The following is a 23653-nucleotide window of genomic DNA, read 5'->3' on the forward strand; positions in this document are numbered from 1 at the left end:
CTATGGTTCGACTCACTGATTATGTAACAAGCGGAGGCTGTGCATGTAAGATCGGTCCTCACATTTTAAATCGCGTTCTTAAAGCTGTAATGCCCGTAACAAATGAGCATGTATTGGCGGATATGACCGGCGCGGATGATGCGGGGGTTTATAAACTATCCGAATCATTGGCATTGGTGCAGACCTTGGATTTCTTTACGCCCGTTGTCAATGATCCGACTTTATTCGGGAAAATTGCGGCCGCTAATGCCTTAAGTGATGTGTATGCTATGGGCGGCACGCCGTTGACAGCGATGAATATCGTGGGTTTTCCCGTGCCTTTGGTGGAACAGGGTGTGCTGACGGATGTCCTTAATGGTGCGGCGGCGATTGTAGCCGAGTCCGGAGCGGCTATTGTGGGCGGTCACAGCATAGAGAACAAGGAGCCTATATTCGGCATGTCCGTGACAGGTCAAGTGAATCCAAATAACATCTGGAAAAATAAAGGTGCACGAGCGGGCGATGTACTGGTTTTAACGAAACGGATCGGAACGGGCATCATGAATAACGCTTTGAAAGGGGATCTTTTCCCGACGGGAACGGCACAGGCTGTAACGAGTATGAGTACGTTGAATCGCATGGCGGCGGAGGTGGCGCACGCGTTTACGGTTCATGCGTGTACTGATGTGACGGGCTTCAGTCTCATGGGGCATTCCGTTGAAATGGCGAGTGCTTCTGATGTGACGATTCATATCAAGGCACTTGATATTCCTCTTTTTGACGATGTTGTGGAGGCTGCTCAGATGGGACTTGTACCGGCTGCGTCATACGGCAACCGCAAGGCTATAACCGATGTGCAGGTCAATGCGGAACTTGATCCGGTGTGGATGGATATCCTGTTTGATCCTCAAACATCGGGCGGTTTGCTATTCGCTGTTCCTGAACGCGAGGGAACAGCCTTAGTTGAGGCACTACATGAGGCGGATGTAGATTGTGCCTGTATTGTAGGAACCGTTGAAAGCTTCAGTGGACTTTCGGTACGCGTAACGGCATAATCGAATAAATAGGTAATATACGATAATTATTTAACTATTTATATGTTATATCTATAATTTAGTATCATCTGTAGATAGATATTTTTACAAAATATATTGAGATATAGATAAGAGGTGTATGATGAGCAAGAAAAATGAATTGACCGTAGATGTGCGTGGCAGTTTGTGCCCGAAACCTGTTATTGAAACCAAAAAAGTGAGCGATGCTAATCCTGATGCGGTTATTACGACCGTTGTAGACAATGAGGTGAGTCGCGATAATGTAGAAAAGTTCGGTAAATCCCGCGGTTATGGCGTGGCCATTCGTCAAGATGGTAAGGAGTTTTATCTCACCATGACACCCGGCGAAAATGGCACCGGCGGTGGACAAACTGTCTGTGCACCTATGAATTATGGGAATCGCGTTATCCTTATGACAAAGGATTATCTCGGTGAAGGCAGCGAGGAATTGGGTCGCAATTTGATGAAAACATTCTGGGTGTGCATGGTTGAGGCCGATGTAAAACCATCCAAAATCTGCTTTATCAATAGCGGTGTTAAGATGGTGACAAATGATTCCGTTCATTTAGAGAACATTAAAAAGCTAGCTGACGTCGGTGTTGAAATTGCGGCATGCGGTATCTGCCTCGATTATTTCGGCATTAAAGACCAGCTGGGCGTGGGCAGCATTACTAATATGTATGCTATTACTGACTCCATCCTGGGGGATAATATTGTAAAGCTATAATAAAAGCTAAAATAAATGGCATTAGGGGGCAATGGAACTATAGCGTAATGTTAATATAGGTCGGCTGTGTACTTTATAATGTAAAACTGCAATCTGATCTTTTGGCTGGCTTTGTCATCATGAGTCATTTAAGATTCTTGTAAAAGGATTCCCGGCAAGGGGGTGAGGTATTGGAAAATAAAAAATTACTCGTCGTATTTACGTCATATTACTTTGGGGATAAGGCGGATAAGGTTCTATTCGAACTTAATGTGCCTCATCAACTGATGGCGACGCCGCCGGAGTTGCATGACATGTGCGGTCTATCCATTGAAATAGAATCGGATATCGCGGATCATGTAAAAACTATATTAAAAGAGCACCGCATCAGTACATCCGGATTATTCTGGTATGAAAAAGGTGAACTGGCGGTGCCGTATAAGGTGTAGCAGACTTAGGCTTTTAATGATGAGTATCGAGTTGAGTATCGAGTATTATTTATTTATGATATGATAGACATACGGATTTCTTGCTATATAAGGAGATAAATATGGTCGGATTTAGATTGCCTCGTGAATATATTGATGATATGATCGTCCGCATGGCTCATCATAGTACGGCTATCGAGGGTAATACATTGACACAGGGAGAAACAAAAAGTATTCTCTTAGATAATATGATTCCTCGAAAAATGGAATTACGCGAGTTCTATGAGGTATCCAATTATCGAGAATATTTAGCATTCTTAATGGAATCTTATCGAGCTCCGATAACAATTGAAACTATAAAAGAAACGCAGAGATTATTATTAGCTCATATTCGTGATGATAATGGTCAATTTAAGGTAGTTCAAAATATGGTGATTGGTGCTGATTTTGAACTGACAAAGCCATACCAGGTGCCGGAAGCATTAAAAAATTGGAGCGATACATTACAGTATCGACTTGATATTGCGGTTACGGATGAAGATAAAATTAGAGCTATTATGGAACAACATTTACAATTTGAACGAATTCATCCTTTTGCCGATGGTAATGGACGGACCGGTAGAGCACTTATTGTGCATTCTTGTTTACAGCAGGAATTAGCGCCTATTATTATCAATAAAGATGATAGAGGTGAGTATATGACTTTGTTAAATGATGGCGACTTAAATGGTTTATATGAATTGGGTTTCATCCTGTTTAATCAGGAAAAGGAGCGAATGATCCTGTTTGGTCATAATTTTAGATAGTTTATTTTTGAAAGCTTTTAAATATGTATGTGTAAATCGGATGAGGTTATACAGCTAAAGTCACATGGTTACTTTTTTGTAACTATGTGACTTTTTTGTGCGTTCTTGTTAGAAAGTTTAATAGAGGTTATACTGACATCATCAGCTGACGAAATTAATGATTTTGATAAATATAAAGGAGCTTATTATGAATACTAAAATGAACGCTATTAATTGACAAAAGAATTACATCAAGCAAAGCCGAATCCTATGATTAATGGTCATCAGGATTGGCTGGACGGGTTAGTGCATGCTGCTAAAAGCTTTCATAAATAGGAGAAATAGTTTGTCGGTCAGAGCGGCTCGTGATACTATTAAATAAGAAATGGTTATGAACGCACGTGAGGAGGTGGCTATGGAAGAAAAACAGTTTAACTGCCCTGTTGAAGCTTCATTGAGTGTCGTAGGCGGTAAATATAAGTCTATTATTTTATTTCATTTAATGACGGAAGGTACGTTGCGATTTAATGAAATACAGAAGTTGATTCCTCAGGCCACGATAAAAATGCTTTCACAGCAGTTGAAAGACCTGGAAGGTGAAGGGGTTATCCATAAGGAAATTTATCCTGTAGTGCCGCCTAAGACGGAATATAGCATGACTGAATTCGGTGAAACATTGCGACCTATTATCATGGCTATGTGTGACTGGGGAAGAACCTATAAACAGGATATGATAAAGTGATTTCAGATTATTTTATGTATTAAATAAGGAGATACAAATGAGTAAATATGAAATAGAAACAGTAAAACTGCAAGCGCCTAAATTTGACCGTAAGGATCTGGAGTATGCCATGACGTATCGATATGCGTGCAAGAAGTTTGATCCGTCTAAAAAAATATCTGATGAAGATTGGAATGCCATTTTGCAGGCTGCACGCTTGGCGCCGACATCCCTTGGTTTTGAACCGTTCCAATTGTTGGTGATTCAAAATCCTGAAATCAGAGAAAAAATGAAGGATTATGGTTGGGGGATTCAGGCAGGTCTAGAAGCCAGTCATTTTGTAGTGATCCTGGCACGCAAGAAGGTCGATTTGGAATTTGATTCTCCTTATATTCGTCATATTCAAGAAGAAGTCAAACAGTTACCTGCTGAAATTGATGCGGCATATCGTGATTTCTATGCAGGGTTTACTACGGAAGATTACAAAACCTTTGAGTCTGAACGCGCTGCATTCGACTGGACATCTAAACAAGCTTATATCGTAATGGCGAACATGTTGACGATGGCCGCGTATGAAGGCCTCGATTCCTGTCCGTTAGAAGGTTTTAACCAGGATAAGATGACTGCATTCTTGGGTGATGAACTCGGTTTGTTTGATACAAAACATTTCGGTATTGCCGTAATGGCGGCCTTTGGCTATCGTGATGAAGAACCTCATCGTAATAAGACGCGTCGCACGATGGATGAAATCGTAAGAGGGATTTGATTGCGTTCCTATACTTAAACTGAAACCTTTCATTTAATTTTTAATTGTAGAATGATATGATATAAAATATATTGATATGTTTATAAATTTATATAGATAGCTTAAGTGTTTAATGTTGAATATATGAATAACTAAAACGTTTTAGGCTGGATGCATAAATTATATGTTTAAATGAAAGGAGTCATAATCATGTCCTTAGATGAAAAACTTGACCAAGCTAAAGGTGCATTAAAAGAGAATGCAGGTAAATTAACCGGTGACAAGAAAATGCAAGCGGAAGGTGCTGTAGAAAATACAGCGGCAAAAGTTAAAGATGTTGCTAAAGATGTTACTGAAGATCTTAAAAAAGCAACTGAAGACATTAAGGATGCCGTAGATGGTGCAATCAGCGGCGTCAAAAATGTTTTAAATAAAAATGACAAATAAATTTATATAAAAAGCTATTACATAGCAATAAAAAACCAGTAAATCCTGTGATTTACTGGTTTTTGTTATTATAAATTTGTTTATACATTGAAACGGAAATGTGTTACATCTCCGTCCTTCATGACGTAATCTTTGCCTTCCAGGCGTACAAGTCCTTTTTCCTTAGCGGCGTTCTGACTGCCGCTAGCTTGTAAGTCATCAAAGGATACAATTTCAGCACGGATAAAGCCTTTTTCGATGTCGGAGTGGATTTTACCGGCCGCCTGTGGAGCTTTTGTACCGTTTACGATGGTCCAGGCACGAGCCTCCATTTCGCCGGCCGTGAAGTAATTGATGAGGCCTAAGAGCGCATAGCTTGCTTTGATGAGTTTCGTCAAACCGGATTCGGAAAGACCGAGGTCCTCTAAGAATGCAGCGGCTTCTTCATCGGATAATTCGGCGATTTCGGATTCGATACGGGCGGATACGACTACGATGCCGGAGCCTTCCGCTTTTGCGTATTCCTCCACGCGTTTTACGTACTCGTTAGCGGAGTAATCGGATACTTCGTCTTCGGATATATTGGCCACATAGAGGGATGGCTTAGCCGTGAGCAAAGTCAATTCTTTGATCATATCCATTTCGTCTTCGTCGAGACCTTGGGCACGAACCGGCTTTGCCTCTCCGAGACCTTCGATGATGCGTTCCAACAATGGTAGTTCGGCACGAGCTTCTTTATCGCCGGATTTAGCGATTTTTTCGATGCGTTGCTTCCGTTTTTCTACGGATTCGAGGTCGGCCAGGCACAGTTCGGTATTGATGATTTCAATATCGCGAATCGGATCGATAGAACCCGATACATGTGTGATGTTAGGGTCGTCGAAACAACGGATTACCTGTGCAATCGCATCCACTTGACGAATGTGGCTGAGGAATTTGTTGCCCAGACCTTCGCCCTTAGATGCGCCCGCTACGAGTCCCGCAATATCTACGAAGCGCATCGCTGCGGGCAGGATACGTTTGGAACCGAACATGTCCGCCAATACTTGTAGACGATCGTCAGGCACGTCTACAACGCCCACATTCGGTTCTATGGTGCAGAACGGATAATTCGCCGCTTCCGCACCGGCCTTGGTAATAGCGTTGAATAATGTGCTTTTACCGACATTTGGGAGTCCTACAATGCCTACTTCTAAATTTGTGCTCATGGTACCACCTTTGATATACATAATACATAATGCCACATGGAATATGTGGACGATTTCGTTCATTGTGAAAGTTTATATCAATAATTCGTTACAAACCTTATCAAATAAATATTATACCATACTAATACGATGGAGTTGTTCTATAAATTTAGAATAGATTATTTAGAAGTGCTATAAAGAAGTGCTATAATATAAATAGAGTTAAATATGTTACCTCAAGAAATTTGATAAGTTCATATTAAATATAGGATTAATATAGATTTTTAATTGCCGTAACTATATAGATATAATTTATGAGCGTATCTATTGATAGGGTATAGAATCTATCCGACCATATTAATGATATATTTCTGAATCTATATAGTGAAAGCTGATAGGAAAGGAAGTTAAATATGTTTTCCAAGCTATTTGATAGTTTCTTAGTACATTATTTAGAACGTTTCAATGATCATTGTTTCACCGTAAAAATTGGAGATAATGAATATACGATCGGTGACGGAGAATCCGAGTTTACCGTCATCGTTAATCGCGATATTCCCAAGAAGGATCTGTTGATATCCGCAGAACTCGCCCTCGGTGAAGCGTATATGCGTAAAGATATCGAAATTGAAGGGGATTTGTTTAAAGCCCTTTGTGTAGTCCTCGGTCATGTAGGAAAGGACTCTATCAATCGGAAAGTACTTAGTTCGCTCTTTAATGCAGGTCTTAAAAAGAAAGATCAAAAACAACAAGTATCCTCCCATTATGATTTAGGCAATGAATTCTATAAATTGTGGCTCGATGAAACCATGAGCTATTCCTGTGCGTATTTTAAGCGTGAGAATGATAGTCTCGAAGATGCGCAGTATCAAAAAGTTCATCATATTCTCGATAAGTTGTATTTAAAAGAGGGGATGACCTTGCTTGATATCGGTTGCGGTTGGGGATTTCTTCTCATTGAGGCGGCTCGTAAATACGGTGTTAAGGGCTATGGGTGTACTCTTTCCGAAGAACAATGGAAAAAAGGGCAGGAACGCATTAAAGAATATGGCCTTGAAGGACAGGTTGAAATCGAGCTTATAGATTATCGTGATGTAGCAGCTTCGGGACGTACCTTTGACCGCATTGTCAGCATCGGCATGCTTGAACATGTAGGGCGTCCTAATTTCCCTCTGTATATGGAGGATGCGTCGGACATGCTTAAAGACGGCGGGCTGTTCCTGCTTCACTATATCAGCGATCCGTCTGAAAAAGAAACAAGTGCCTGGATCCGTAAATATATCTTCCCCGGCGGATGTCTGCCGTCCCTTCGGGAAATGGTCAGTCTCGCTTATGACTATGATATGAATGTTATCGATGTTGAAAGTTTACGGTATCATTATTATAAGACACTAATGCATTGGTACAACAATTTCCAAGGCGTTCGTGAACAGGTGGAAGCGAAACGGGGCAGCGAATTCGTACGAATGTGGGATCTTTACCTCTGCGGCTGTGCGGCAGGCTTCTACATCGGTAATATGGACTTGCATCAAATTTTGATGACAAAAGGTGTTACGAATGAATTACCGTTAACACGCTGGTATTAATTAAATGTAAAATAAGGTTAATAGAACGAAAAAGAGACCATCTGGTATGGTCTCTCTTTTAATGTGTATGAAAAAGGCCCTCATCTATTAAGTCGATGAGGGCCTTGCTCTATTATAGAGAATGTGCTCTTAATTCTTCGGCAGAATGTGTGGAAATCCAAGCCGGTGGAATATCGAATACGGTGTAGCAACCTGTGCCGCCGTGTTTAGCGAGACGATAGATCCCGCGTGCGTAGGCAACGAGTGCGGATCCGGTAAACTCAGGGTTGGAGTCGAGCTTTAAGGAGTACTCGACAACGTGACGTATGCCGTCCGTGCTTTCACCGGAGCGAAGAACAAAACCGCCATGTGGAATACCCTTATGGTCACGATCGAGTTCCTCCTGGGAGATGAAGTGAACCACGGTTTCATAGCCTACGAAATAGTTTTCCATAGTTTTGATTTCGTTTTCAATTTTTGATTTGTCCGCATCAGGGGCAGCCACTACGTAGCAGTCGCGAAGGTGCCCCTTGTATGCGTCAACCTCAGGTGTTTCACCGTTGCGGATCGCTTCGAGATATTCCTCTTTGGGGCATGTGTATTGTCGAGCATCAACGACGCCTTCGATACGGCGAATTGCATCGGAGTGGCCTTGCGATACGCCGCGGCCCCAGAATGTGTAGGACTTGCCTTTTGGCAAGATGCTTTCAGCATATACACGTTGCAGGGAGAACATACCCGGATCCCAACCGCAGGAAATCAATGTAGCCGTTTTAGCTTCTTTAGCCACCTTGTCTACATTGGCGAAGTGTTCAGGAATACGTGCGTGAGTATCGAAAGAATCGATGCAGTTGAAGTATTTGGATACCATCGGTGTCTGCTCGATAAGATCCGTTGCGCTGCCGCCGCAAAGAACCATAACATCGATTTTCCCTTTGAAGTTAGGTAGATCTTCCATTGTATAGGTCGGAACACCGGAAACAGTTTTAAGACCTCTTCGGCGAGAAAATACGCCCACCAGTTCCATGTCCGGTTGTAATTTAACAGATGCTTCTACGCCACGGCCCAAATTGCCGTAGCCGACGATGCCGATACGAATATTCATATTAGCCTCCTATATATAATTAAAGTAAATTCCATTGAATATTATAGCATAGAATGAGTGCTTTTAATAATATTCTATAGAATATTATTCGGCGATGTGTAAAGGTATAATCCTCTAATTATATTTTGCACAACTATATCGATACATAGCTCATGGTTATGGATTGAAAAGAAAACATCATATGTCCAAGAATTGACACATACACCCTCTGGGCGGATAGAATAAAAGTAGATATTTATTGTGTGTACGTTTGAGGAGGTCAGCACATGAAAAGGACTACATATATTGCCGTTATAGCGGCATTGCTTATTACGGGCGCCAGCGCAGATGTTATGGTATCGGCTACGACGATCACGAGCCATACGGACGGTAAATCCATAGGACTTAATTTGTGGGGGGAGACGAGGCACTATACGGATGATGTGACCGTAGATGTATCGGGCATGGGCGTGAACGGTACGAAATACCATAATAATGTAACGGCTATTTATGCGCTTGATGGGACGCAAGTGGCATTGGATAAAAATGTAACGATAAAGGTTAAAAATCCTGCTCCGGCTGAAAGCGGAACTCAGAGAAGACCTGATTTAGCGCATTATTATATGAGCGGTATTTATGCCGGCTATGGCGGTCTCACCAGTGACGGCAATAATGACGATACTCGCGTTACTGTAAAGGGAAATGCCGATATAGATGTGGTCGGTGTCGGTTTACAGGCAAATAAAGACGGATATATTCGCGTTCTCGGCGGTGCAGATGTTAAAACACATCCGCTAGATACTTCGGATACATATTCCGCACTTTCCGAGGAAGGTTTTGTTTACGTGAATATCGGGATGGATGGTTTACATCCGGGGAAAAATGATGTGAAGATGTACGGTAATGTAGGGTTTATTAATAAGAATTACGGCATTGAAGTGAATCCTTATAATCATGGATCTGAAATTTCTTTGGGCTTAACAACGCCTAATTCTAAATTAGTTGGCGGTGTACTTAATGAATTTGATGAAAGCAATAACAATCCATATCATGGCGGTTTAAGATTATATCTGCAGAATGGTGCTACGTGGCGCAATGAATGGTTAGGGGCGGAACGTGTATATCCGACGCAAGGTCGTCCCGATACGGCAAATTATTTGTATACAGGCAGTAAAGTGGAGCACTTTATAGGCGGTGCGGATGAGGCGAGTCGCGGTATTATTCAGCCGGTGGATGAAAGAACTATAACGATCAATAATTACAAAGGTCATGCTGTGGCGGATTATTTGAAGGGCGCTCCGGCCATGAAAAACGGGAAAGGCGACATCGTTGTCAATCATGCCGATACAGGTTCGGCTCTTACCATGCACAGTTCCTCAGGTGCTCTGAATGAATCCGGTGATTTTAAATCGGCGAATCCCAGGGATGTATTGAATCGTTTGGCCAATAAACTGGTATATGCCGGATATACTAAAGGGGAACGCAATCTGTCCACTACGGTACAGGTCGATGAAGGCATTATCAGTCCGACGGTGACGGCTAATCTTGGAACCGAAGGTTATGATGTAAACGGCAGAGCTTATGTATCTGATAAAACATCGATGACGACCCGTGAAAGTGAATTGGTTTCAGGGGCTAAAAGTGCGTTAACTTCTTCTGTTATGCAGATGAGGGCCGATACGAATGATTTGCAACGTCGTCTCGGGGATGTGCGTATCAATCCGGCTGCACATGGTGTTTGGGGCAAATATATTGGCGGTAAGTCTAAAATGACAGATGATGCCTATGTAAATCAAACGTACAACATGGCACAGGTGGGCTATGATACGCTTCATGGTGACTGGACAGTCGGTGGCGCTTTATTGTATGGCACGAGCCATAGTGATTATGCGCAAGGCTCCGGCTCAGGTAAAACGGCGGGTTTAGCTCTATATGGTGCAAAACAGTTTACCGATGGCCGTTATGTAGATGTGATTGGTAAGGTAAATCGTTTGAAAAATGACTTCACCGTTCGAAATAGTTTAAGCACTACATTAAGCGGTGATTACCATAATACAGGGGCGTCCTTGAGTGTTGAATATGGTAAACGGATTAAGAAGGACAATGGTTTTTATATCGATCCTAATGCGGAGTTGTCGTTCAGCCGTTTGTCCAGTAAAAGCTTTGATGCTCGAACTGACGCGGGCAGCAACGTACATATTGATTCTGATGGGATTAATTCCGTTATCGGCCGCGTCGGTGTAGGCATCGGTAAGGAAAATAAGAACAGCAATATCTTCCTTAAGGCTGCTTTAGCCCATGAGTTTTCCGGTAAAATGAATGCTACATACAGTATGGCCGGAGAAGCGACAACAAGGAGTGAAGTAAATTTAAAAGATACATGGCTTGATCTTGAACTCGGAGGTTCCTGGAGCGTACGTCCGAACACATATGTATACGGGACTTTCACCAAAAACTTTGGTGCTAAGGTAGATAATTCCTATCGCGTGGATGCGGGGATACGGTATAGCTTCTAATTGGTTTATGAGGATACGTTTAATTAAAAGTAATCGTCATTAATTAAAATAAGTGTCGTAAACTAAATATCGGCATTATCAAGTAAATATTAAAGTCCTAAATGATATGAAAAGACCGGGTACATCTCATTCGAATAAATGAAGATGTACCCGGTCTTTCTATGTATATAGTTATTTGTGCATTTTGAACGATGATCGGACTGTTGAATGATTATCAGAACTGTAAAGTTTTGATTCTTTCAACAGCGCGAATCGTATTTTCACGACTGCCGAAGGATGTTAAACGAAGGTAGCCTTCGCCGTGAGGTCCGAAGCCGGACCCCGGTGTAGATACGATTTGAACCTTTTCAAGCAAGATGTCGAATAATTCCCAGCTTGTCATATTTTCGGGGGTTTTAAGCCAAATATATGGTGCATCGACCCCGCCGTATACAGTGAGGCCGATAGATTCGAGGCCTTCCTTGATGATGCGGGCGTTTTCTTTGTAGTATGCAATGTTAGTGCGTGTCTGTTCGCGGCCTTCTTTTGTATAAACCGCTTCGGCGCCGCGTTGAATGATATAAGGAACCCCGTTGAATTTCGTACATTGACGGCGGTTCCACATAGGATTGAGCGCTTGACGTTCACCGGATTTAGTTTTCCCTGTTATCTCTTTCGGTACTACTGCATAGGCACAACGTGTACCGGTGAAGCCGGCCGTTTTGGAGAAGGAACGGAACTCGATAGCCACTTCACGGGCACCTTCGATTTCATAGATGGAGTGAACCGTATCATCCGTACTGATGAAAGCTTCATAGGCGGAGTCGAACATCAGGATTACATCGTTTTCTTTACACCAGTTGATCCATTCAGCTAAACGCGTGCGACTTAACACCGTGCCCGTCGGATTATTAGGGGAGCAGAGGTATACGATGTCTACGTGCTCTGTTGGAAACTCAGGAGAGAAATTATTTTCAGCGGAGGTAGGCAGGTACACAACCTTTTGGAAAATACCGTCCACCGCTTCGCCGGTGCGGCCGCCCATAACGTTGGAATCAAGATAAACCGGATATACCGGATCGGTGATGGCGATGATATTGTCTTCGCTGAATAATTCCTGGATATTACCGACATCAGATTTAGCACCGTCGGATACGAAAACTTCATCCGGAGCGATTTTGATGCCTAATGGTTTATAATCGCCGTCGATGATTGCTTGGCGAAGGAAATCATAGCCTTGTTCGGGACCATAGCCGCGGAATGTTTCCGCTTTTCCCATTTCCTGAACGGCTTTACTCATTGCATCGATTACTGCCGGTACGAGCGGCAATGTAACATCGCCGATACCGAGACGGATAATATCCGCATCCGCATGAGCCGCTTGATAATCTGCAACTTTTTTAGCGATATCGGCAAATAAATAAGAACCTTGTAGGTTTAAATAGTTTTCATTAATATTGGCCATGAGGACTCCTTTTCTGTGATTGGAATTTTATATCATGTATAGTTTATATAGTAAATTATATAGAATAATGGTGCAATAGTTTTCTATAGAATCTTGCGTAGTTTTTGCTACGCTTTTTATTATATTCTTAGCTTTGGTATAATGAGGATGTATAGTTATTAAATTGTGGTTCTGTGTGCATATGAAAGTGGTGACTTTATGCTGACGATTAGCAATAAAGGATGGCTTTTTATTTCTATATTAAGTGCCTTAATGGCGTTTACATCATTATCTACGGATATTTATTTGCCTGCTATGCCTGCAATGGGGCGAGATCTCAATGGTGATGCGGAGCTTACGTTGACCGGTTTCTTAATAGGTTTTGCGTTGGCACAGCTTTTCTGGGGCGCCGTTAGTGATAAAATTGGGCGTAAGAAGCCTCTTATAATTGGGATAGTTTTATTCATTATCGGTTCTGTAGGATGTGCATTGAGTTCATCCATGATGGAGTTACTTGCTTGGCGAGTATTCCAGGCGTTTGGTGCTTGTGTAGGACCTATGTTATCTCGGGCCATGATTCGAGATCTCTATGGTCGGACCGAGGCGGCTAAGATGTTGTCGACCCTTGCCATTGTCATGGCGATTGCGCCTATTGTGGGGCCGATGCTGGCGGGGCATTTGCTTTTGTGGTATACATGGCATGCCATATTCTGGCTATTGGTCGGAATCGGTATAGTGATGCTCGTGGCGGTGGCTGTATTGCCTGAAACACATCCCCGGGAGAAACGCAGCAAGCGTTCTATCAGCCATACATATATAAATTATTGGATTTTATTACGCAATAAGGGATTTATGAAATATACACTCTGTGTGAGTTCATTTTATATTGCCATTTATGCGTTTTTAACAGGCTCTCCATACGTATATATTGACGTATATCAAGTTCCGACCGAATATTTCGGATATCTGTTTGCTGTTAATATTATCGGTGTTATGTTGTTGAGCGCCATCAATCGCCGTATCGTCAGTGCTATACGCCTCGATCGATTATTGCGGTATGCGACTCTGTTTGCCGCTTTTTGCGTATCGATTGTGATGGGATTGATGTTTTTAGGATATCATTCGCTGTGGTTAATCGTTATCGGTTGTTTTTTATTTTTCTCCATGAATGGGATTATCGCAGCGGTTACGAATGCATTGGCATTAGATCGTGCCGGCAAAATGGCCGGATCGGGGGCTGCTTTATTGGGGGCTATGCAATATGGCAGCGGTATCGTATCATCTTTGATGTTGACCTTCCTGCCGAACGATTCGGCATATCCGATGATGGGAATCATCGCTATATTTGTTATTCTCTGTGCTGTAATAGCTTATCCGGAGGATGAACGATACAATAGAATATAATTTTTATGAAAGCAGGGGCTATAAATAAACTGCCTCCAAGAATTGGATACATTTTTGGGAGATGCAGTTTAAAATGTGTCCTTGCTTTCATTATATATTTAGGTTATAATAGTAAGGCTTATTGATGGTAAGCACTTCCTACCCCTATGTGTCGATAGGGGCATTAGTCCGAAAGAGGAGGTGATTTTGTATGAACAAATACGAAGTCATGTTTATTGTGAAACCAGCTGAAGAGGAAGCAACTAACGCTGTTATTGAAAAAGTAGAAGCTTTAATTGCTCGTGTAGGCGGCACAGTAGAAAAGGTAGATCGTTGGGGCAAGAAACGTCTTGCTTACGCGGTGAAGAAATTCACTGACGGTTTTTATGTATTGATTAACTTTGAAGCAGATCCTGCTGAAATCAAAGAAATCGATCGTGTAATAAAAATCAACGATGAAGTCCTAAGACATTTAATTGTAAAACACGACGCATAATTAAAGCCTGGAGGAAAACATGAACTCTGTACAAATTCTAGGTAATTTAGCTCGTGACCCTGAAGTCCGTTATACCAAAACAGGTCGTGCGGTGGCAACTTTCACAGTGGCTGCAACGAATACCTATATTGATTCCACAACGAATGAGACGAAAGAACAGACTGCTTTCATCAACTGCGTTGCGTGGGGTAAACTTGGTGAAGCGGCAGGTAATCTTCGTAAAGGCAACCGTTGCTTTGTAGAAGGTCGCTTGCAGACTCGTTCCTATGAGACTCAGGATGGTCAAAAGCGGTACGTTACCGAAGTGGTAGCGAACTTTGTGGGCCAATCCCTTGATATGAATACTAATTCTTTCGATGGTGGGTCCAATTTTGATAGTTTCAGTACAGGCGGCGATGACGAAAACATCCCGTTCTAGTGTCAGGGACTCCTACTAATTCGAAAAGGAGGATTCGCAATGAGAAGAGATAGAGGCAGAAAGCCAAGAAGAAAAGTATGCGTTTTCTGTGCAGACCATATCGATCAAATCGACTATAAAGATGTTGCTAAACTTCGTCGTTTTACGACTGAACGCGGTAAAATCTTACCTCGTCGTATTTCCGGTACTTGCGCAAAACATCAACGCAAATTGACTACATCTATCAAACGTGCACGTGCAATCGCTTTATTGCCATTCACTGCTGAATAATTGATGAATCAAGGCGGTACAACCAATCGGTTGTACCGCTTTTTTTACGCCTGATAGGTATAAGTAATCATCAGTTACACCAAGTACGTAAATATAAATGTAAAATTATCTAGAAATAATAAACTGCTTGATAGCCTGTTGCTATAACTGTAATGCATAGTATATATACCGTTTCTTTATTTGCCGAAAAGTGCATGATATATGAATGTAATAAATATTCAATATTGTCGATGTGAATATATAGAGATCGTTTTTATAGAATTAGATGAATTATGGTATTTAATATGATTAATCTGTATAAAGAGATTTCACCTAAAATGCATAGAATATTAGAATTATGCATTAAATTCATATTATAATACAAATATATAGAATGCTGTAAAGTTCAGTAAAAAGGTGGTGAGTATGTGGGATTTTTGAAAAAAGATATATCCCGGCGCCAATTTATTGGTGGCGCTTTAGCTTTAGCCGCAGCTTCCGCAGTACCCTCGTTTATACGCGGTGCGTATAAACCGACACAGACTGATTCACTTCAAGTGTGGACCTGTGGAGGGCTGTCGGAGGCTTTTTTAGATTTAAATCAAGTCTATACGATGCATACCGGACATAATATTCAGTACACAGGTGCTTTTGCGGGGGCAATCGGTAAATCCCTGATGGCCGGAAAGAGTCGCACCGAGATTTTTGGCGCTCGCGGTTTAGAATTGGCGAAAACTATGCGCAAGAAGGGTGTAAGTATCGCCTTTGAACCGCTATGTTTTACAGACTATGTTATCGTGACACCGAAAGGAAATCCTGCGGGGATAAGAGATTTGCAGGATATGGCTGAGCCGGGTGTCCGGATCATGTTGCCGCTGGGAGCATCACCGCCCGGCAGTGCTTCCGTAAAGGGGATTATGAAATTATCCGGCTTGACAGAGGGAATTATGAAAAACATGGTATCTGAAAATGCCTGTGTTATCTCTATGATGTGCGACCTTATAGAGGGGAAAGGGGACGTATCCATTATTGAAAAACGGCTCACTACACATGACCGTTTTAAGGATCGCATCGAATATTTCCCGATATCACCACAATTCGTGCCGCCGGCACCGTTGACTTTCACCATTAACACGATGAAATATGTGCAGGATCGTGCATTAGCATCGGATTATATTGAGTTTACACGCTCCAGGGAAGGGCAACAAATCCTTGAAAACCACGGGTTTACATCCGTTCATAGTGCGAGAGGTCTCGATTTGATAGAAAGGTTCGGTGTAAAAGATGTGTAATCAATGTCATGCATCCACAAGCTGTACTGCTCAATCCGAAAATGCCTGTGCATCCAGATCAGTAAAAAAACTATCCATATGGCGCCGTATCGTGCAGTTTATATTTCTTTTTATTATGGGCAAATGGGTGTATTACGGAGTGTTCCGCTGTCCTTATATCGTGCCTTTCGTCAACTGTGAAAGCTGCTCCATGATTACCTGCTGGGGGCGAATTACCGCGTATTTCTATGCATGGTGGATTATCATCCCGATTATGGCAGTCCTCTTTGGCCGTGCTTTTTGCAGTTGGTTCTGTCCAAGTGGATGGGTAAATCAAATGCTGGGGAAACTTTCAATAAGCAAATGGAAAAATCGAAAGTCCTATATGCGTTTATTCCAGCTGGGGATGGTGATTATGGTTGTATTAGGCGCTATCGTATATTTCAAATACGGCAATCCCCGCATTATGATACCGATACGGACGAGTGATGAATATTTTAATGCAGTCATTTTATCTATGCAGTTCTCAGAATGGTATTGGGCTGCCCGTACCATTACGGTGGTATCCATTATCGCCGCATCCCTTATTATTGCTAATGTATGGTGCAGATTTGTATGTCCTGTAGGGGGCATCATGGAACTGATTCGTAAGATTTCTATCTTCAGAGTCTATAAAACCGATGCTTGTGATAACTGTGATGCGTGCCTGCGCATCTGTGAAATGGGAACTCGCCCCGATGAAATGAACTGTACTAACTGTGGTGATTGTTTGCATGTATGTCATAAGAATGCCATTAAGTTCGGACGGAAAGGTTGAGTATGAAAGAGATTCAAGGACAAAGTTTCCTGCAAAATCATCCGTGTTACAACAAGGATGCCGCGGCCAACTGGGGACGATTACATTTGCCGGTAGCACCGAATTGTAACATTCGATGTAATTATTGTAATCGCATGTACGATTGTGCCAATGAAAATCGTCCGGGCGTGACACAACATATATATACGCCTCAAGAGGCTGTATCTTTTGTGCGGAAGGTATTTGATGCGCGTCGAGATATTTCCGTTGTCGGTATTGCTGGACCCGGAGATCCCATGTGTGATGCGGATAAGACCCTCGAAACATTTCGTCTCGTGAAACGTGAAATCCCTCATGTGATGTTGTGTTTATCCAGTAATGGTCTTGCCGTTCCGGATTATATTGACGCTATTCATGATTTAGGAATTACTCATGTGACGATTACGGTAAATGCTATCGACCCAGTCGTGGCGAGCCATATGTATTCCATGGTGTGCTATGATGATACGATTTATAGAGGTATCGAGGGGGCTCGTATTTTATTGGAACGTCAGGCTGAAAGTATCAGAAAATTAAAGGAACGAAATATTATCGTCAAAATTAATACGGTGGTTGTACCGGAAGTCAACATGGATCATGTACCGGCTATCGCTAAACAGGCGGAAGAGTGGGGTGTCGACTTGATGAATTGTATCGCCATGATTCCCGTACATGATACATTCTTTGCGAATCATCGGAGCCCGACGAAGAATGAAATTGACAATATACGCCGGTTCATTCGACGCTATGTGCCTCAGATGACACATTGCAATCGGTGCCGTGCCGATGCAATCGGACGACTATGCGAGGCATAGGGCAAATCATATATTCTCGTGTAAAATGTACCCACTATAAATGAAATGTTTTGGACGAAAAAAAGGCTATATATAATATATAACCTTTAGATTATTTAAGTATTCGTAATTATGCGCAGTGCGGACAGTGTTTTTGCTACATCTTCCTGGGTATTGGCATAGCCGAAGGAGAAACGCACGGTTCCTTTGGGATAGGTTCCCAATGTTTTGTGCGCTCGCGGTGCACAATGAAGCCCCACACGAGTCATGATGTGATGGATTGATTCGAGCTCGTAGGCTACGGTGGCCGGATCCATATTGTCTACGGTGATTGACACGACGGCTGTCCTGTCCTGTGTATCCTGTTTACCGATGATATGAATGCCCTTTATCGCTTGTAATCCTGCGAGAAATGTTTTGGTTAGAGCCATTTCATGGTTGTGAATTGATTCTATTCCTCGAGACTCTATAAATCTAAGTCCTTCGTTGAGGCCGATAATGCCGGGTAAGTTCAACGTGCCCGCTTCAAAGGCGTCAGGCATCGTGGTCGGCATGGTTTCCAAGTGCGAAAAACTGCCGGTACCGCCCGCTATAAGTGCGATGAGTTGATTTGCCATATCTTTTGTCATTACAATACCGCCGACACCTTGCGGACCGAGTAATCCTTTATGTCCTGTAAAACAGAGTGCGTCAATGTGTGATGCTTTCACATCGATAGGCAGTGTGCCCGCTGTCTGAGCACTATCGACGATGAAATGTAAATTATGGCGTTTGCATATTTCGCTGATTTCCGCAATAGGTTGTACGGTGCCGCATACATTAGAGGCGTGATTGATGATGATAGCCACTGTTTTGGGCTGAATGAGATTCTGTATTGCAGGGAGGTCGATAGATCCTGTTGTATCGCAAGGAATGACATCAAATGTGATGCCATCTGCAAGCAATTGGGTCAGCGGCCTCATAACGGCATTATGTTCCATCGAGCTGACGAGTACATGGTCCCCCTGCTTGAGCAGCCCCTTAATGACCATGTTGAGGCCCATCGTAACATTCTGTGTAAAGATAACATGGGACGGATCGCAGCCGTTGAATAGATGATGCAGACGTTCGCGTGTCGTATAGATGATATCTTCTACATCATAAGCGAGAGTGTAGGAGCCTCGGTTGATATTAATTCCCCGGTTTGTAATATAGTTTGCCATAGCGTTCGCTACGGTCGGCGCTTTGGGAAATGTCGTACAGGCATTGTCCAGATAAATATAGTTCATAGGCAATCTCCATGAATGATAATGTATATTTATGGTTATTATATCATGCTTATATATTTTTATTCGGGTGGATTCATATAGTTTGGTTTTGTTGTATAGGTAAGCGGAAAGGAGTTTATTATGAAAGGGTTTCATGAGAAACGGACGTTGATTATTTCAGGTCTTATTATCGGGGCCATTGCAGGCTTTCTGGTGTTGGCAGGTAATCCTGCTAATATGGGGTTTTGTATCGCCTGCTTTATTCGTGATACCGTTGGTAGTCTTGGGCTGCACCGGGCTGCACCGGTACAGTATATTCGCCCTGAAGTCATCGGGCTTATATTAGGCGCTTATGCATTATCCATTATTCGGGGGGAACATCAGAGCAAGGGAGGTTCGTCGCCTATCATTCGATTTATTCTCGGCTTTTTTGTCATGATCGGTTCCTTAATGTTTCTCGGGTGTCCTCTTCGCATGATTTTGCGCCTGGGCGGAGGCGATTTAAATGTTATTTTCGGTATTCTCGGCTTTGCCGGAGGTGTCGGTATCGGAACGATTTTCTTAAAGCGCGGATATTCATTGCAACGTACCTATGCGTTGAGTAAACTGGAATCAGCCATGATGCCTGCCATTCAAGTGGCTTTGCTGATTCTCCTTGTGGCTGCACCGGCATTTATCCTCTTTAGTCAAAAAGGTCCCGGCTCAATGCATGCACCTTGGTTTATTTCCTTGGTCGCAGGTCTGGTTGTAGGCGGCCTTGCTCAATTAAGCCGACTTTGCACCGTTGGTGGCTTCCGTGATTTGTTCTTGTTCAAAAAATCTATTCTTATCTTTGGTTATTTAGCTGTTCTCATTGGTGTATTCGTTGTAAATATCAGCTTTGGTAATTTCCATCTCGGCTTTGAAAACCAACCGATTGCACATACAGATGGATTGTGGAACTTCCTGGGTATGGCGCTTGCAGGTTTCTGCAGTGTATTGCTTGGCGGTTGTCCGTTGCGTCAACTTATCATGACTGGTGAAGGTAATTCCGATTCCGCTGTTACAGTACTTGGCCTTGCGGCAGGGGCTGCATTTGCACATAATTTTGGCCTTGCCGCATCCGGTGCAGGGCCTACATTGAATGGTCAGATTGCTGTAGGTGTTGGATTTATAGTAGCACTCATCATTGCTATATTTAATACAAAACGCGCTGATGCTTAGATTGTAGCAGTTTGGACTTTATGTGATATGATTAATGTATAGTTGATATTTGTAATCTATAATTCCATTTGTTAAATTACCTAGAATTGAGTATCTATGAAATATATTGCTACTTTTTATTCCCATTTCGGTGCGATTCGATTTAAACGTGAGGCCCCTGAGGGGGTAACCGATATAGAACTGCGTCCTGTACCGCGCGATCTGAGTTCGTCCTGTGGAACCAGTGCCTCCTTTGATGCTGGTGAAAGTTTTACGTTTACAGATGATCCGACCGGTGAGATTGAACAAATCGTTGCTATAATGGATGGGGGATATAGAACTATATTTGAAAGTCCTAATAAATAGAGTTAATTGTTTATTAGGGTCTGTTAATTTAAGCGGTTCTATAATTATTATGTACTGCAAAAAGAGGAGTTATCCGCTGGATAGCTCCTCTTTGTTATATAGCTCTATATTTTTTAGGTGGTTCACCATTTTCGGTGGCTTCTTTATCGGCGCGCCATTTGCGTTCGAAATATTTATGATACTCAAGTGGAATATCATCAGGGGTTGCTGTTTCATAAAAGCTGCAAGTGCCTCGACGTTGTGCTTCTTCATAGAACCATGTTTTAAACTCTAGCATAGATAAGCGAGCTTGTAGGTGCTCAATTTCTGCTAGCACACGATCTCGTTGATTTCTAATAATAGATAATCGATCGTTGATACGGATATCGCCTTCAACGCAGCAGTCGATAAAATGTTTGATTTCTTTTATAGGCATACCCGTACGTTTCATACATTCGATTAACTCCAGCCAATCCATATCTTCTTCGCGGAATATACGGATACCTCCGTTAGAACGTTCTACAAAGGGCAATAAGCCCTCCTTGTCGTAATAACGCAAAGCAGAAGGTGCTATATTCAGTTTTTTTGCAATTTCGCCAACAGTATATGTCATTGAACCTCCTAATATATATTTCATTTATAGATGGATATAAAAATTGTAAATGTAGGGTGTATTGACTTAAACCTAACTTTAAGTTCTATACTTAGTACATACTTGAAGTAAAGTATAGCACGGTTAATAATACAAAACAAATAGAAAGGAAACGTATGAATTTAATTGATGTAAAATCCCCAGCCGATTTAAAAGGTTTATCTATTTCTGAATTAACAGACTTAACAGCACAAGCTCGTCAAGCTCTTATGACAAAGGTATCTGAACATGGCGGTCATTTTGGCCCTCCTATGGGGGCAGCTGAAATGATTATGGCCTTGCATTATGTATTTAATTCTCCTGTAGATAAAATCGTATATGATGTATCCCATCAATCGTATGTACATAAAATGGTTACAGGACGTGCCTTAGCATTTTTAGATCACGACCATTATGATGATGTAACAGGCTATACGGACCCAACTGAAAGTGACCATGATTTCTTTAACATTGGTCATACCTCAACATCTATCTCTTTGGCATCTGGCTTAGCTACTGCTCGAAATTTAAAGGGTGACTCTGAAAATATTATTGCCATCATTGGTGATGGTTCCTTATCCGGTGGGGAAGCTTTTGAAGGTCTTGATTATGCCGCAACATTAAACAGTAATATGATTATTATCGTAAACGATAATGATCAATCCATTGCAGAAAACCATGGTGGTTTGTATGGTGGCCTTCGCGAATTGCGTGAGTCTAATGGTGAAAGTTCTAACAATATCTTTAAGGCTCTAGGTCTAGATTATCGTTTTGTAGCAGATGGTAATGATTTAGAGACACTGATTCATGTGTTTAAGGATGTAAAAGATATTGACCATCCAATCGTTTTACATATCGTTACCCAAAAAGGTAAGGGATATGCTATTGCAGAACAAAATAAAGAAGCTTTCCATTGGACCATGCCGTTTAATCTTGAAACAGGTAAACCTGAACACGTTGATAACGGACCATCTTATGCGGGGGTTATCGCCGATTATTTGATGGAACAAATTAAGGCTGATCCTACTGTTGTGGCAATTAATGCGGGTACTCCAGGCGGTTTTTGCTTTGTTTCGGACTGGCGTAAAGAGGCAGGAAAGCAATATGTTGATGTCGGTATTGCGGAAGAACATGCTGTCGCGATGAGTTCCGGTATTGCGAAAAATGGAGGGAAACCTGTATTTAACGTATACAGTACGTTTTTACAACGCACGTATGACCAGTTAGTGCAGGATCTTTGTGTTAATAATAATAGTGCGGTTATTATAAATCATATGGCTTCCGTATATGGTATGAATGATGTGACTCATTTAGGATTTTTTGATATTCCGATGCTTACGAGTATCCCGAATCTTGTATATTTGGCACCGACGAATAAGGAGGAATTGTTAGCAATGACTGCTTATGCGGTTCATCAGAATGAGCATCCTGTAGCCATTCGCGTTCCTGTAGGTGAGTTTGTGTCGACTGGTGTGGCTGATATGACTGATTATAGCGTATTAAATAAATCTGAAGTCACTCGTCGTGGTGAAGGTATTGCTTTGTTAGGCTTAGGTAATTTCTACCATCCAGCTAATCAAGTTGCTGATGAATTGGCTAAAGAAGGTATTAATGCAACCGTGGTAAATCCTAAATTTGCGTCCGGTATTGATGAAGATTTGTTAGAAGAATTAAAAGAGAATCATTCTGTTGTATTTACTTTAGAAGACGGCGTTGTAGAAGGTGGTTGGGGGCAGCGTGTAGCCAGCTTTTACGGGCCTTCTGCAATGCGTGTGAAAAATTACGGCATTGCTAAAGAATTTCATGATCGTTACGATGCATCTGAACTTTTACGGGAAAATGGGGTGTCGGTTGAACAGATTACAGCTGATGCAAAACGGATGTTGCAATAAAATTTAATGATATTAATCTTAAGGCTTATCAATAATATTGATTTATCAAAATTATACAAATAATTATAGTTGCGGAGTTTTCGAATGTTAAGAATTGGTAATGGTTTTTAAAATGCTGTAAGTCCGCATAAAGATTGATTTGATGACAGTTCTCGATTGTTATTAAATTTATAGTTTTGTTATAATTGTTAAAAATTTATAGTTTTTTTGGAACTGGGACTATAAAAATTAGATGAAGTATTATATAATAATACCTACAGTATGTATTATAGTAAGAATAATTGTTGTTA

24 protein-coding genes are annotated in these 23653 nt (G+C 41.8%); 19 read left to right on the forward strand and 5 right to left on the reverse strand.

The window, feature by feature from the left end; translation table 11 throughout:
* Positions 1–2: 2 nt before the first annotated feature.
* The 7 genes from selD to CKV62_RS01705 all read left to right on the forward strand — a co-directional run bounded on the left by selD (position 3) and on the right by CKV62_RS01705 (position 4866).
* Positions 3–1034 carry a selenide, water dikinase SelD gene (selD, locus tag CKV62_RS01670; protein WP_095065194.1) on the forward strand — a complete coding sequence of 344 codons (1032 nt, stop codon included), beginning with the start codon at positions 3–5 and terminating at the stop codon, positions 1032–1034.
* A gap of 121 nt (positions 1035–1155) precedes the next feature.
* Entirely contained in the window at positions 1156–1761 is a 606-nt protein-coding gene (gene yedF / locus CKV62_RS01675) for a sulfurtransferase-like selenium metabolism protein YedF (protein WP_095065196.1), read from the forward strand.
* Positions 1762–1931: 170 nt separating this feature from the next.
* Positions 1932–2189 (forward strand): putative Se/S carrier protein, encoded by a 258-nt coding sequence (locus CKV62_RS01680; RefSeq protein ID WP_095065198.1) that lies wholly within the window; start codon positions 1932–1934, stop codon positions 2187–2189.
* Between the two features lie 101 nt (positions 2190–2290).
* Positions 2291–2974: a Fic family protein gene (locus CKV62_RS09620; RefSeq protein ID WP_095065200.1), complete on the forward strand. Its 684-nt coding sequence runs from the start codon at positions 2291–2293 to the stop codon at positions 2972–2974.
* A gap of 394 nt (positions 2975–3368) precedes the next feature.
* The gene (locus tag CKV62_RS01695) at positions 3369–3695 is read left to right on the forward strand and encodes a winged helix-turn-helix transcriptional regulator (protein WP_095065201.1); all 327 of its coding nucleotides are present in this window, start codon (positions 3369–3371) and stop codon (positions 3693–3695) included.
* Positions 3696–3732: 37 nt separating this feature from the next.
* Entirely contained in the window at positions 3733–4440 is a 708-nt protein-coding gene (locus tag CKV62_RS01700) for an NAD(P)H-dependent oxidoreductase (RefSeq protein WP_095065203.1), read from the forward strand.
* Between the two features lie 189 nt (positions 4441–4629).
* Positions 4630–4866, forward strand: a complete 237-nt coding sequence (locus CKV62_RS01705; protein ID WP_095065205.1) for a CsbD family protein — start codon at positions 4630–4632, stop codon at positions 4864–4866.
* An 80-nt stretch (positions 4867–4946) separates the two neighbouring features.
* On the opposite strand, the gene ychF is transcribed toward CKV62_RS01705, so the two are convergent.
* The gene (gene ychF / locus CKV62_RS01710) at positions 4947–6053 is read right to left on the reverse strand and encodes a redox-regulated ATPase YchF (RefSeq protein WP_095065207.1); all 1107 of its coding nucleotides are present in this window, start codon (positions 6051–6053) and stop codon (positions 4947–4949) included.
* Positions 6054–6445: 392 nt separating this feature from the next.
* Between ychF and CKV62_RS01715 the strand changes: the two genes are divergently transcribed.
* Positions 6446–7618 (forward strand): class I SAM-dependent methyltransferase, encoded by a 1173-nt coding sequence (locus CKV62_RS01715; protein WP_095065210.1) that lies wholly within the window; start codon positions 6446–6448, stop codon positions 7616–7618.
* Between the two features lie 112 nt (positions 7619–7730).
* Here the strand turns inward: CKV62_RS01715 and CKV62_RS01720 are convergent, their stop codons facing one another.
* On the reverse strand, positions 7731–8702 hold the full coding sequence (locus tag CKV62_RS01720; protein WP_095065212.1) for a diaminopimelate dehydrogenase: 972 nt from the start codon (positions 8700–8702) through the stop codon (positions 7731–7733).
* Between the two features lie 266 nt (positions 8703–8968).
* Between CKV62_RS01720 and CKV62_RS01725 the strand changes: the two genes are divergently transcribed.
* Complete coding sequence (locus tag CKV62_RS01725; RefSeq protein ID WP_095065215.1) at positions 8969–11197, forward strand: autotransporter outer membrane beta-barrel domain-containing protein; 2229 nt, start codon at positions 8969–8971, stop codon at positions 11195–11197.
* Between the two features lie 214 nt (positions 11198–11411).
* Here CKV62_RS01725 and CKV62_RS01730 read toward each other — a convergent pair whose 3' ends face one another.
* Complete coding sequence (locus CKV62_RS01730; RefSeq protein WP_095065217.1) at positions 11412–12641, reverse strand: LL-diaminopimelate aminotransferase; 1230 nt, start codon at positions 12639–12641, stop codon at positions 11412–11414.
* Positions 12642–12839: 198 nt separating this feature from the next.
* Here CKV62_RS01730 and CKV62_RS01735 point away from each other — a divergent pair, with 198 nt between their 5' ends.
* The 7 genes from CKV62_RS01735 (at position 12840) to CKV62_RS01765 (ending at position 18087) form a co-directional block, all read left to right on the forward strand.
* Entirely contained in the window at positions 12840–14024 is a 1185-nt protein-coding gene (locus CKV62_RS01735; protein ID WP_095065219.1) for a multidrug effflux MFS transporter, read from the forward strand.
* A 190-nt stretch (positions 14025–14214) separates the two neighbouring features.
* A complete protein-coding gene (gene rpsF / locus CKV62_RS01740; protein WP_038118165.1) occupies positions 14215–14499 on the forward strand; it encodes a 30S ribosomal protein S6 in 285 nt (94 codons plus the stop codon).
* Between the two features lie 19 nt (positions 14500–14518).
* Complete coding sequence (locus tag CKV62_RS01745; RefSeq protein WP_038118163.1) at positions 14519–14917, forward strand: single-stranded DNA-binding protein; 399 nt, start codon at positions 14519–14521, stop codon at positions 14915–14917.
* A gap of 39 nt (positions 14918–14956) precedes the next feature.
* A complete protein-coding gene (rpsR, locus tag CKV62_RS01750; protein WP_004693795.1) occupies positions 14957–15187 on the forward strand; it encodes a 30S ribosomal protein S18 in 231 nt (76 codons plus the stop codon).
* A gap of 407 nt (positions 15188–15594) precedes the next feature.
* A complete protein-coding gene (locus CKV62_RS01755; protein WP_095065222.1) occupies positions 15595–16458 on the forward strand; it encodes a substrate-binding domain-containing protein in 864 nt (287 codons plus the stop codon).
* Positions 16451–17254, forward strand: a complete 804-nt coding sequence (locus tag CKV62_RS01760) for a 4Fe-4S binding protein (protein WP_095065224.1) — start codon at positions 16451–16453, stop codon at positions 17252–17254. Before CKV62_RS01755 ends, CKV62_RS01760 begins: the two co-directional genes overlap by 8 nt.
* Before the next feature lie 2 nt (positions 17255–17256).
* The gene (locus CKV62_RS01765) at positions 17257–18087 is read left to right on the forward strand and encodes a radical SAM protein (protein ID WP_095065226.1); all 831 of its coding nucleotides are present in this window, start codon (positions 17257–17259) and stop codon (positions 18085–18087) included.
* Between the two features lie 95 nt (positions 18088–18182).
* Here CKV62_RS01765 and CKV62_RS01770 read toward each other — a convergent pair whose 3' ends face one another.
* Complete coding sequence (locus CKV62_RS01770) at positions 18183–19334, reverse strand: aminotransferase class V-fold PLP-dependent enzyme (RefSeq protein ID WP_095065228.1); 1152 nt, start codon at positions 19332–19334, stop codon at positions 18183–18185.
* A gap of 120 nt (positions 19335–19454) precedes the next feature.
* Between CKV62_RS01770 and yedE the strand changes: the two genes are divergently transcribed.
* Both yedE and CKV62_RS01780 read left to right on the forward strand, forming a co-directional pair.
* Positions 19455–20516, forward strand: a complete 1062-nt coding sequence (gene yedE, locus CKV62_RS01775; protein ID WP_197696283.1) for a YedE family putative selenium transporter — start codon at positions 19455–19457, stop codon at positions 20514–20516.
* Positions 20517–20612: 96 nt separating this feature from the next.
* Positions 20613–20861, forward strand: a complete 249-nt coding sequence (locus CKV62_RS01780) for a putative Se/S carrier protein (protein WP_095065232.1) — start codon at positions 20613–20615, stop codon at positions 20859–20861.
* Positions 20862–20955: 94 nt separating this feature from the next.
* On the opposite strand, the gene CKV62_RS01785 is transcribed toward CKV62_RS01780, so the two are convergent.
* Positions 20956–21453 carry a MerR family transcriptional regulator gene (locus CKV62_RS01785; RefSeq protein ID WP_095065235.1) on the reverse strand — a complete coding sequence of 166 codons (498 nt, stop codon included), beginning with the start codon at positions 21451–21453 and terminating at the stop codon, positions 20956–20958.
* Positions 21454–21608: 155 nt separating this feature from the next.
* On the opposite strand from CKV62_RS01785, the gene CKV62_RS01790 reads away from it, so the two are divergent.
* Positions 21609–23363 carry a 1-deoxy-D-xylulose-5-phosphate synthase gene (locus CKV62_RS01790; protein WP_095065237.1) on the forward strand — a complete coding sequence of 585 codons (1755 nt, stop codon included), beginning with the start codon at positions 21609–21611 and terminating at the stop codon, positions 23361–23363.
* The last annotated feature ends 290 nt before the right edge of the window (positions 23364–23653 follow it).

Origin of the sequence: Veillonella rodentium (assembly GCF_900187285.1) — a bacterium.
GTDB lineage: Bacteria > Bacillota > Negativicutes > Veillonellales > Veillonellaceae > Veillonella > Veillonella rodentium.

What these genes read in the sequence shown, in the direction of transcription:
- CKV62_RS01720 (WP_095065212.1), bottom strand. Translation starts at nt 8,702, where the DNA reads ATGAATATTCGTATCGGCATCGTCGGCTACGGCAATTTGGGCCGTGGC.
- rpsF (WP_038118165.1), top strand. Translation starts at nt 14,215, where the DNA reads ATGAACAAATACGAAGTCATGTTTATTGTGAAACCAGCTGAAGAGGAA.
- yedF (WP_095065196.1), top strand. Translation starts at nt 1,156, where the DNA reads ATGAGCAAGAAAAATGAATTGACCGTAGATGTGCGTGGCAGTTTGTGC.
- CKV62_RS01705 (WP_095065205.1), top strand. Translation starts at nt 4,630, where the DNA reads ATGTCCTTAGATGAAAAACTTGACCAAGCTAAAGGTGCATTAAAAGAG.
- CKV62_RS01790 (WP_095065237.1), top strand. Translation starts at nt 21,609, where the DNA reads ATGAATTTAATTGATGTAAAATCCCCAGCCGATTTAAAAGGTTTATCT.
- CKV62_RS01760 (WP_095065224.1), top strand. Translation starts at nt 16,451, where the DNA reads ATGTGTAATCAATGTCATGCATCCACAAGCTGTACTGCTCAATCCGAA.
- selD (WP_095065194.1), top strand. Translation starts at nt 3, where the DNA reads ATGGTTCGACTCACTGATTATGTAACAAGCGGAGGCTGTGCATGTAAG.
- CKV62_RS01735 (WP_095065219.1), top strand. Translation starts at nt 12,840, where the DNA reads ATGCTGACGATTAGCAATAAAGGATGGCTTTTTATTTCTATATTAAGT.
- CKV62_RS01700 (WP_095065203.1), top strand. Translation starts at nt 3,733, where the DNA reads ATGAGTAAATATGAAATAGAAACAGTAAAACTGCAAGCGCCTAAATTT.
- CKV62_RS01785 (WP_095065235.1), bottom strand. Translation starts at nt 21,453, where the DNA reads ATGACATATACTGTTGGCGAAATTGCAAAAAAACTGAATATAGCACCT.
- rpsR (WP_004693795.1), top strand. Translation starts at nt 14,957, where the DNA reads ATGAGAAGAGATAGAGGCAGAAAGCCAAGAAGAAAAGTATGCGTTTTC.
- ychF (WP_095065207.1), bottom strand. Translation starts at nt 6,053, where the DNA reads ATGAGCACAAATTTAGAAGTAGGCATTGTAGGACTCCCAAATGTCGGT.
- CKV62_RS01780 (WP_095065232.1), top strand. Translation starts at nt 20,613, where the DNA reads ATGAAATATATTGCTACTTTTTATTCCCATTTCGGTGCGATTCGATTT.
- CKV62_RS01770 (WP_095065228.1), bottom strand. Translation starts at nt 19,334, where the DNA reads ATGAACTATATTTATCTGGACAATGCCTGTACGACATTTCCCAAAGCG.
- yedE (WP_197696283.1), top strand. Translation starts at nt 19,455, where the DNA reads ATGAAAGGGTTTCATGAGAAACGGACGTTGATTATTTCAGGTCTTATT.
- CKV62_RS01730 (WP_095065217.1), bottom strand. Translation starts at nt 12,641, where the DNA reads ATGGCCAATATTAATGAAAACTATTTAAACCTACAAGGTTCTTATTTA.
- CKV62_RS01715 (WP_095065210.1), top strand. Translation starts at nt 6,446, where the DNA reads ATGTTTTCCAAGCTATTTGATAGTTTCTTAGTACATTATTTAGAACGT.
- CKV62_RS01695 (WP_095065201.1), top strand. Translation starts at nt 3,369, where the DNA reads ATGGAAGAAAAACAGTTTAACTGCCCTGTTGAAGCTTCATTGAGTGTC.
- CKV62_RS01725 (WP_095065215.1), top strand. Translation starts at nt 8,969, where the DNA reads ATGAAAAGGACTACATATATTGCCGTTATAGCGGCATTGCTTATTACG.
- CKV62_RS01745 (WP_038118163.1), top strand. Translation starts at nt 14,519, where the DNA reads ATGAACTCTGTACAAATTCTAGGTAATTTAGCTCGTGACCCTGAAGTC.
- CKV62_RS01765 (WP_095065226.1), top strand. Translation starts at nt 17,257, where the DNA reads ATGAAAGAGATTCAAGGACAAAGTTTCCTGCAAAATCATCCGTGTTAC.
- CKV62_RS09620 (WP_095065200.1), top strand. Translation starts at nt 2,291, where the DNA reads ATGGTCGGATTTAGATTGCCTCGTGAATATATTGATGATATGATCGTC.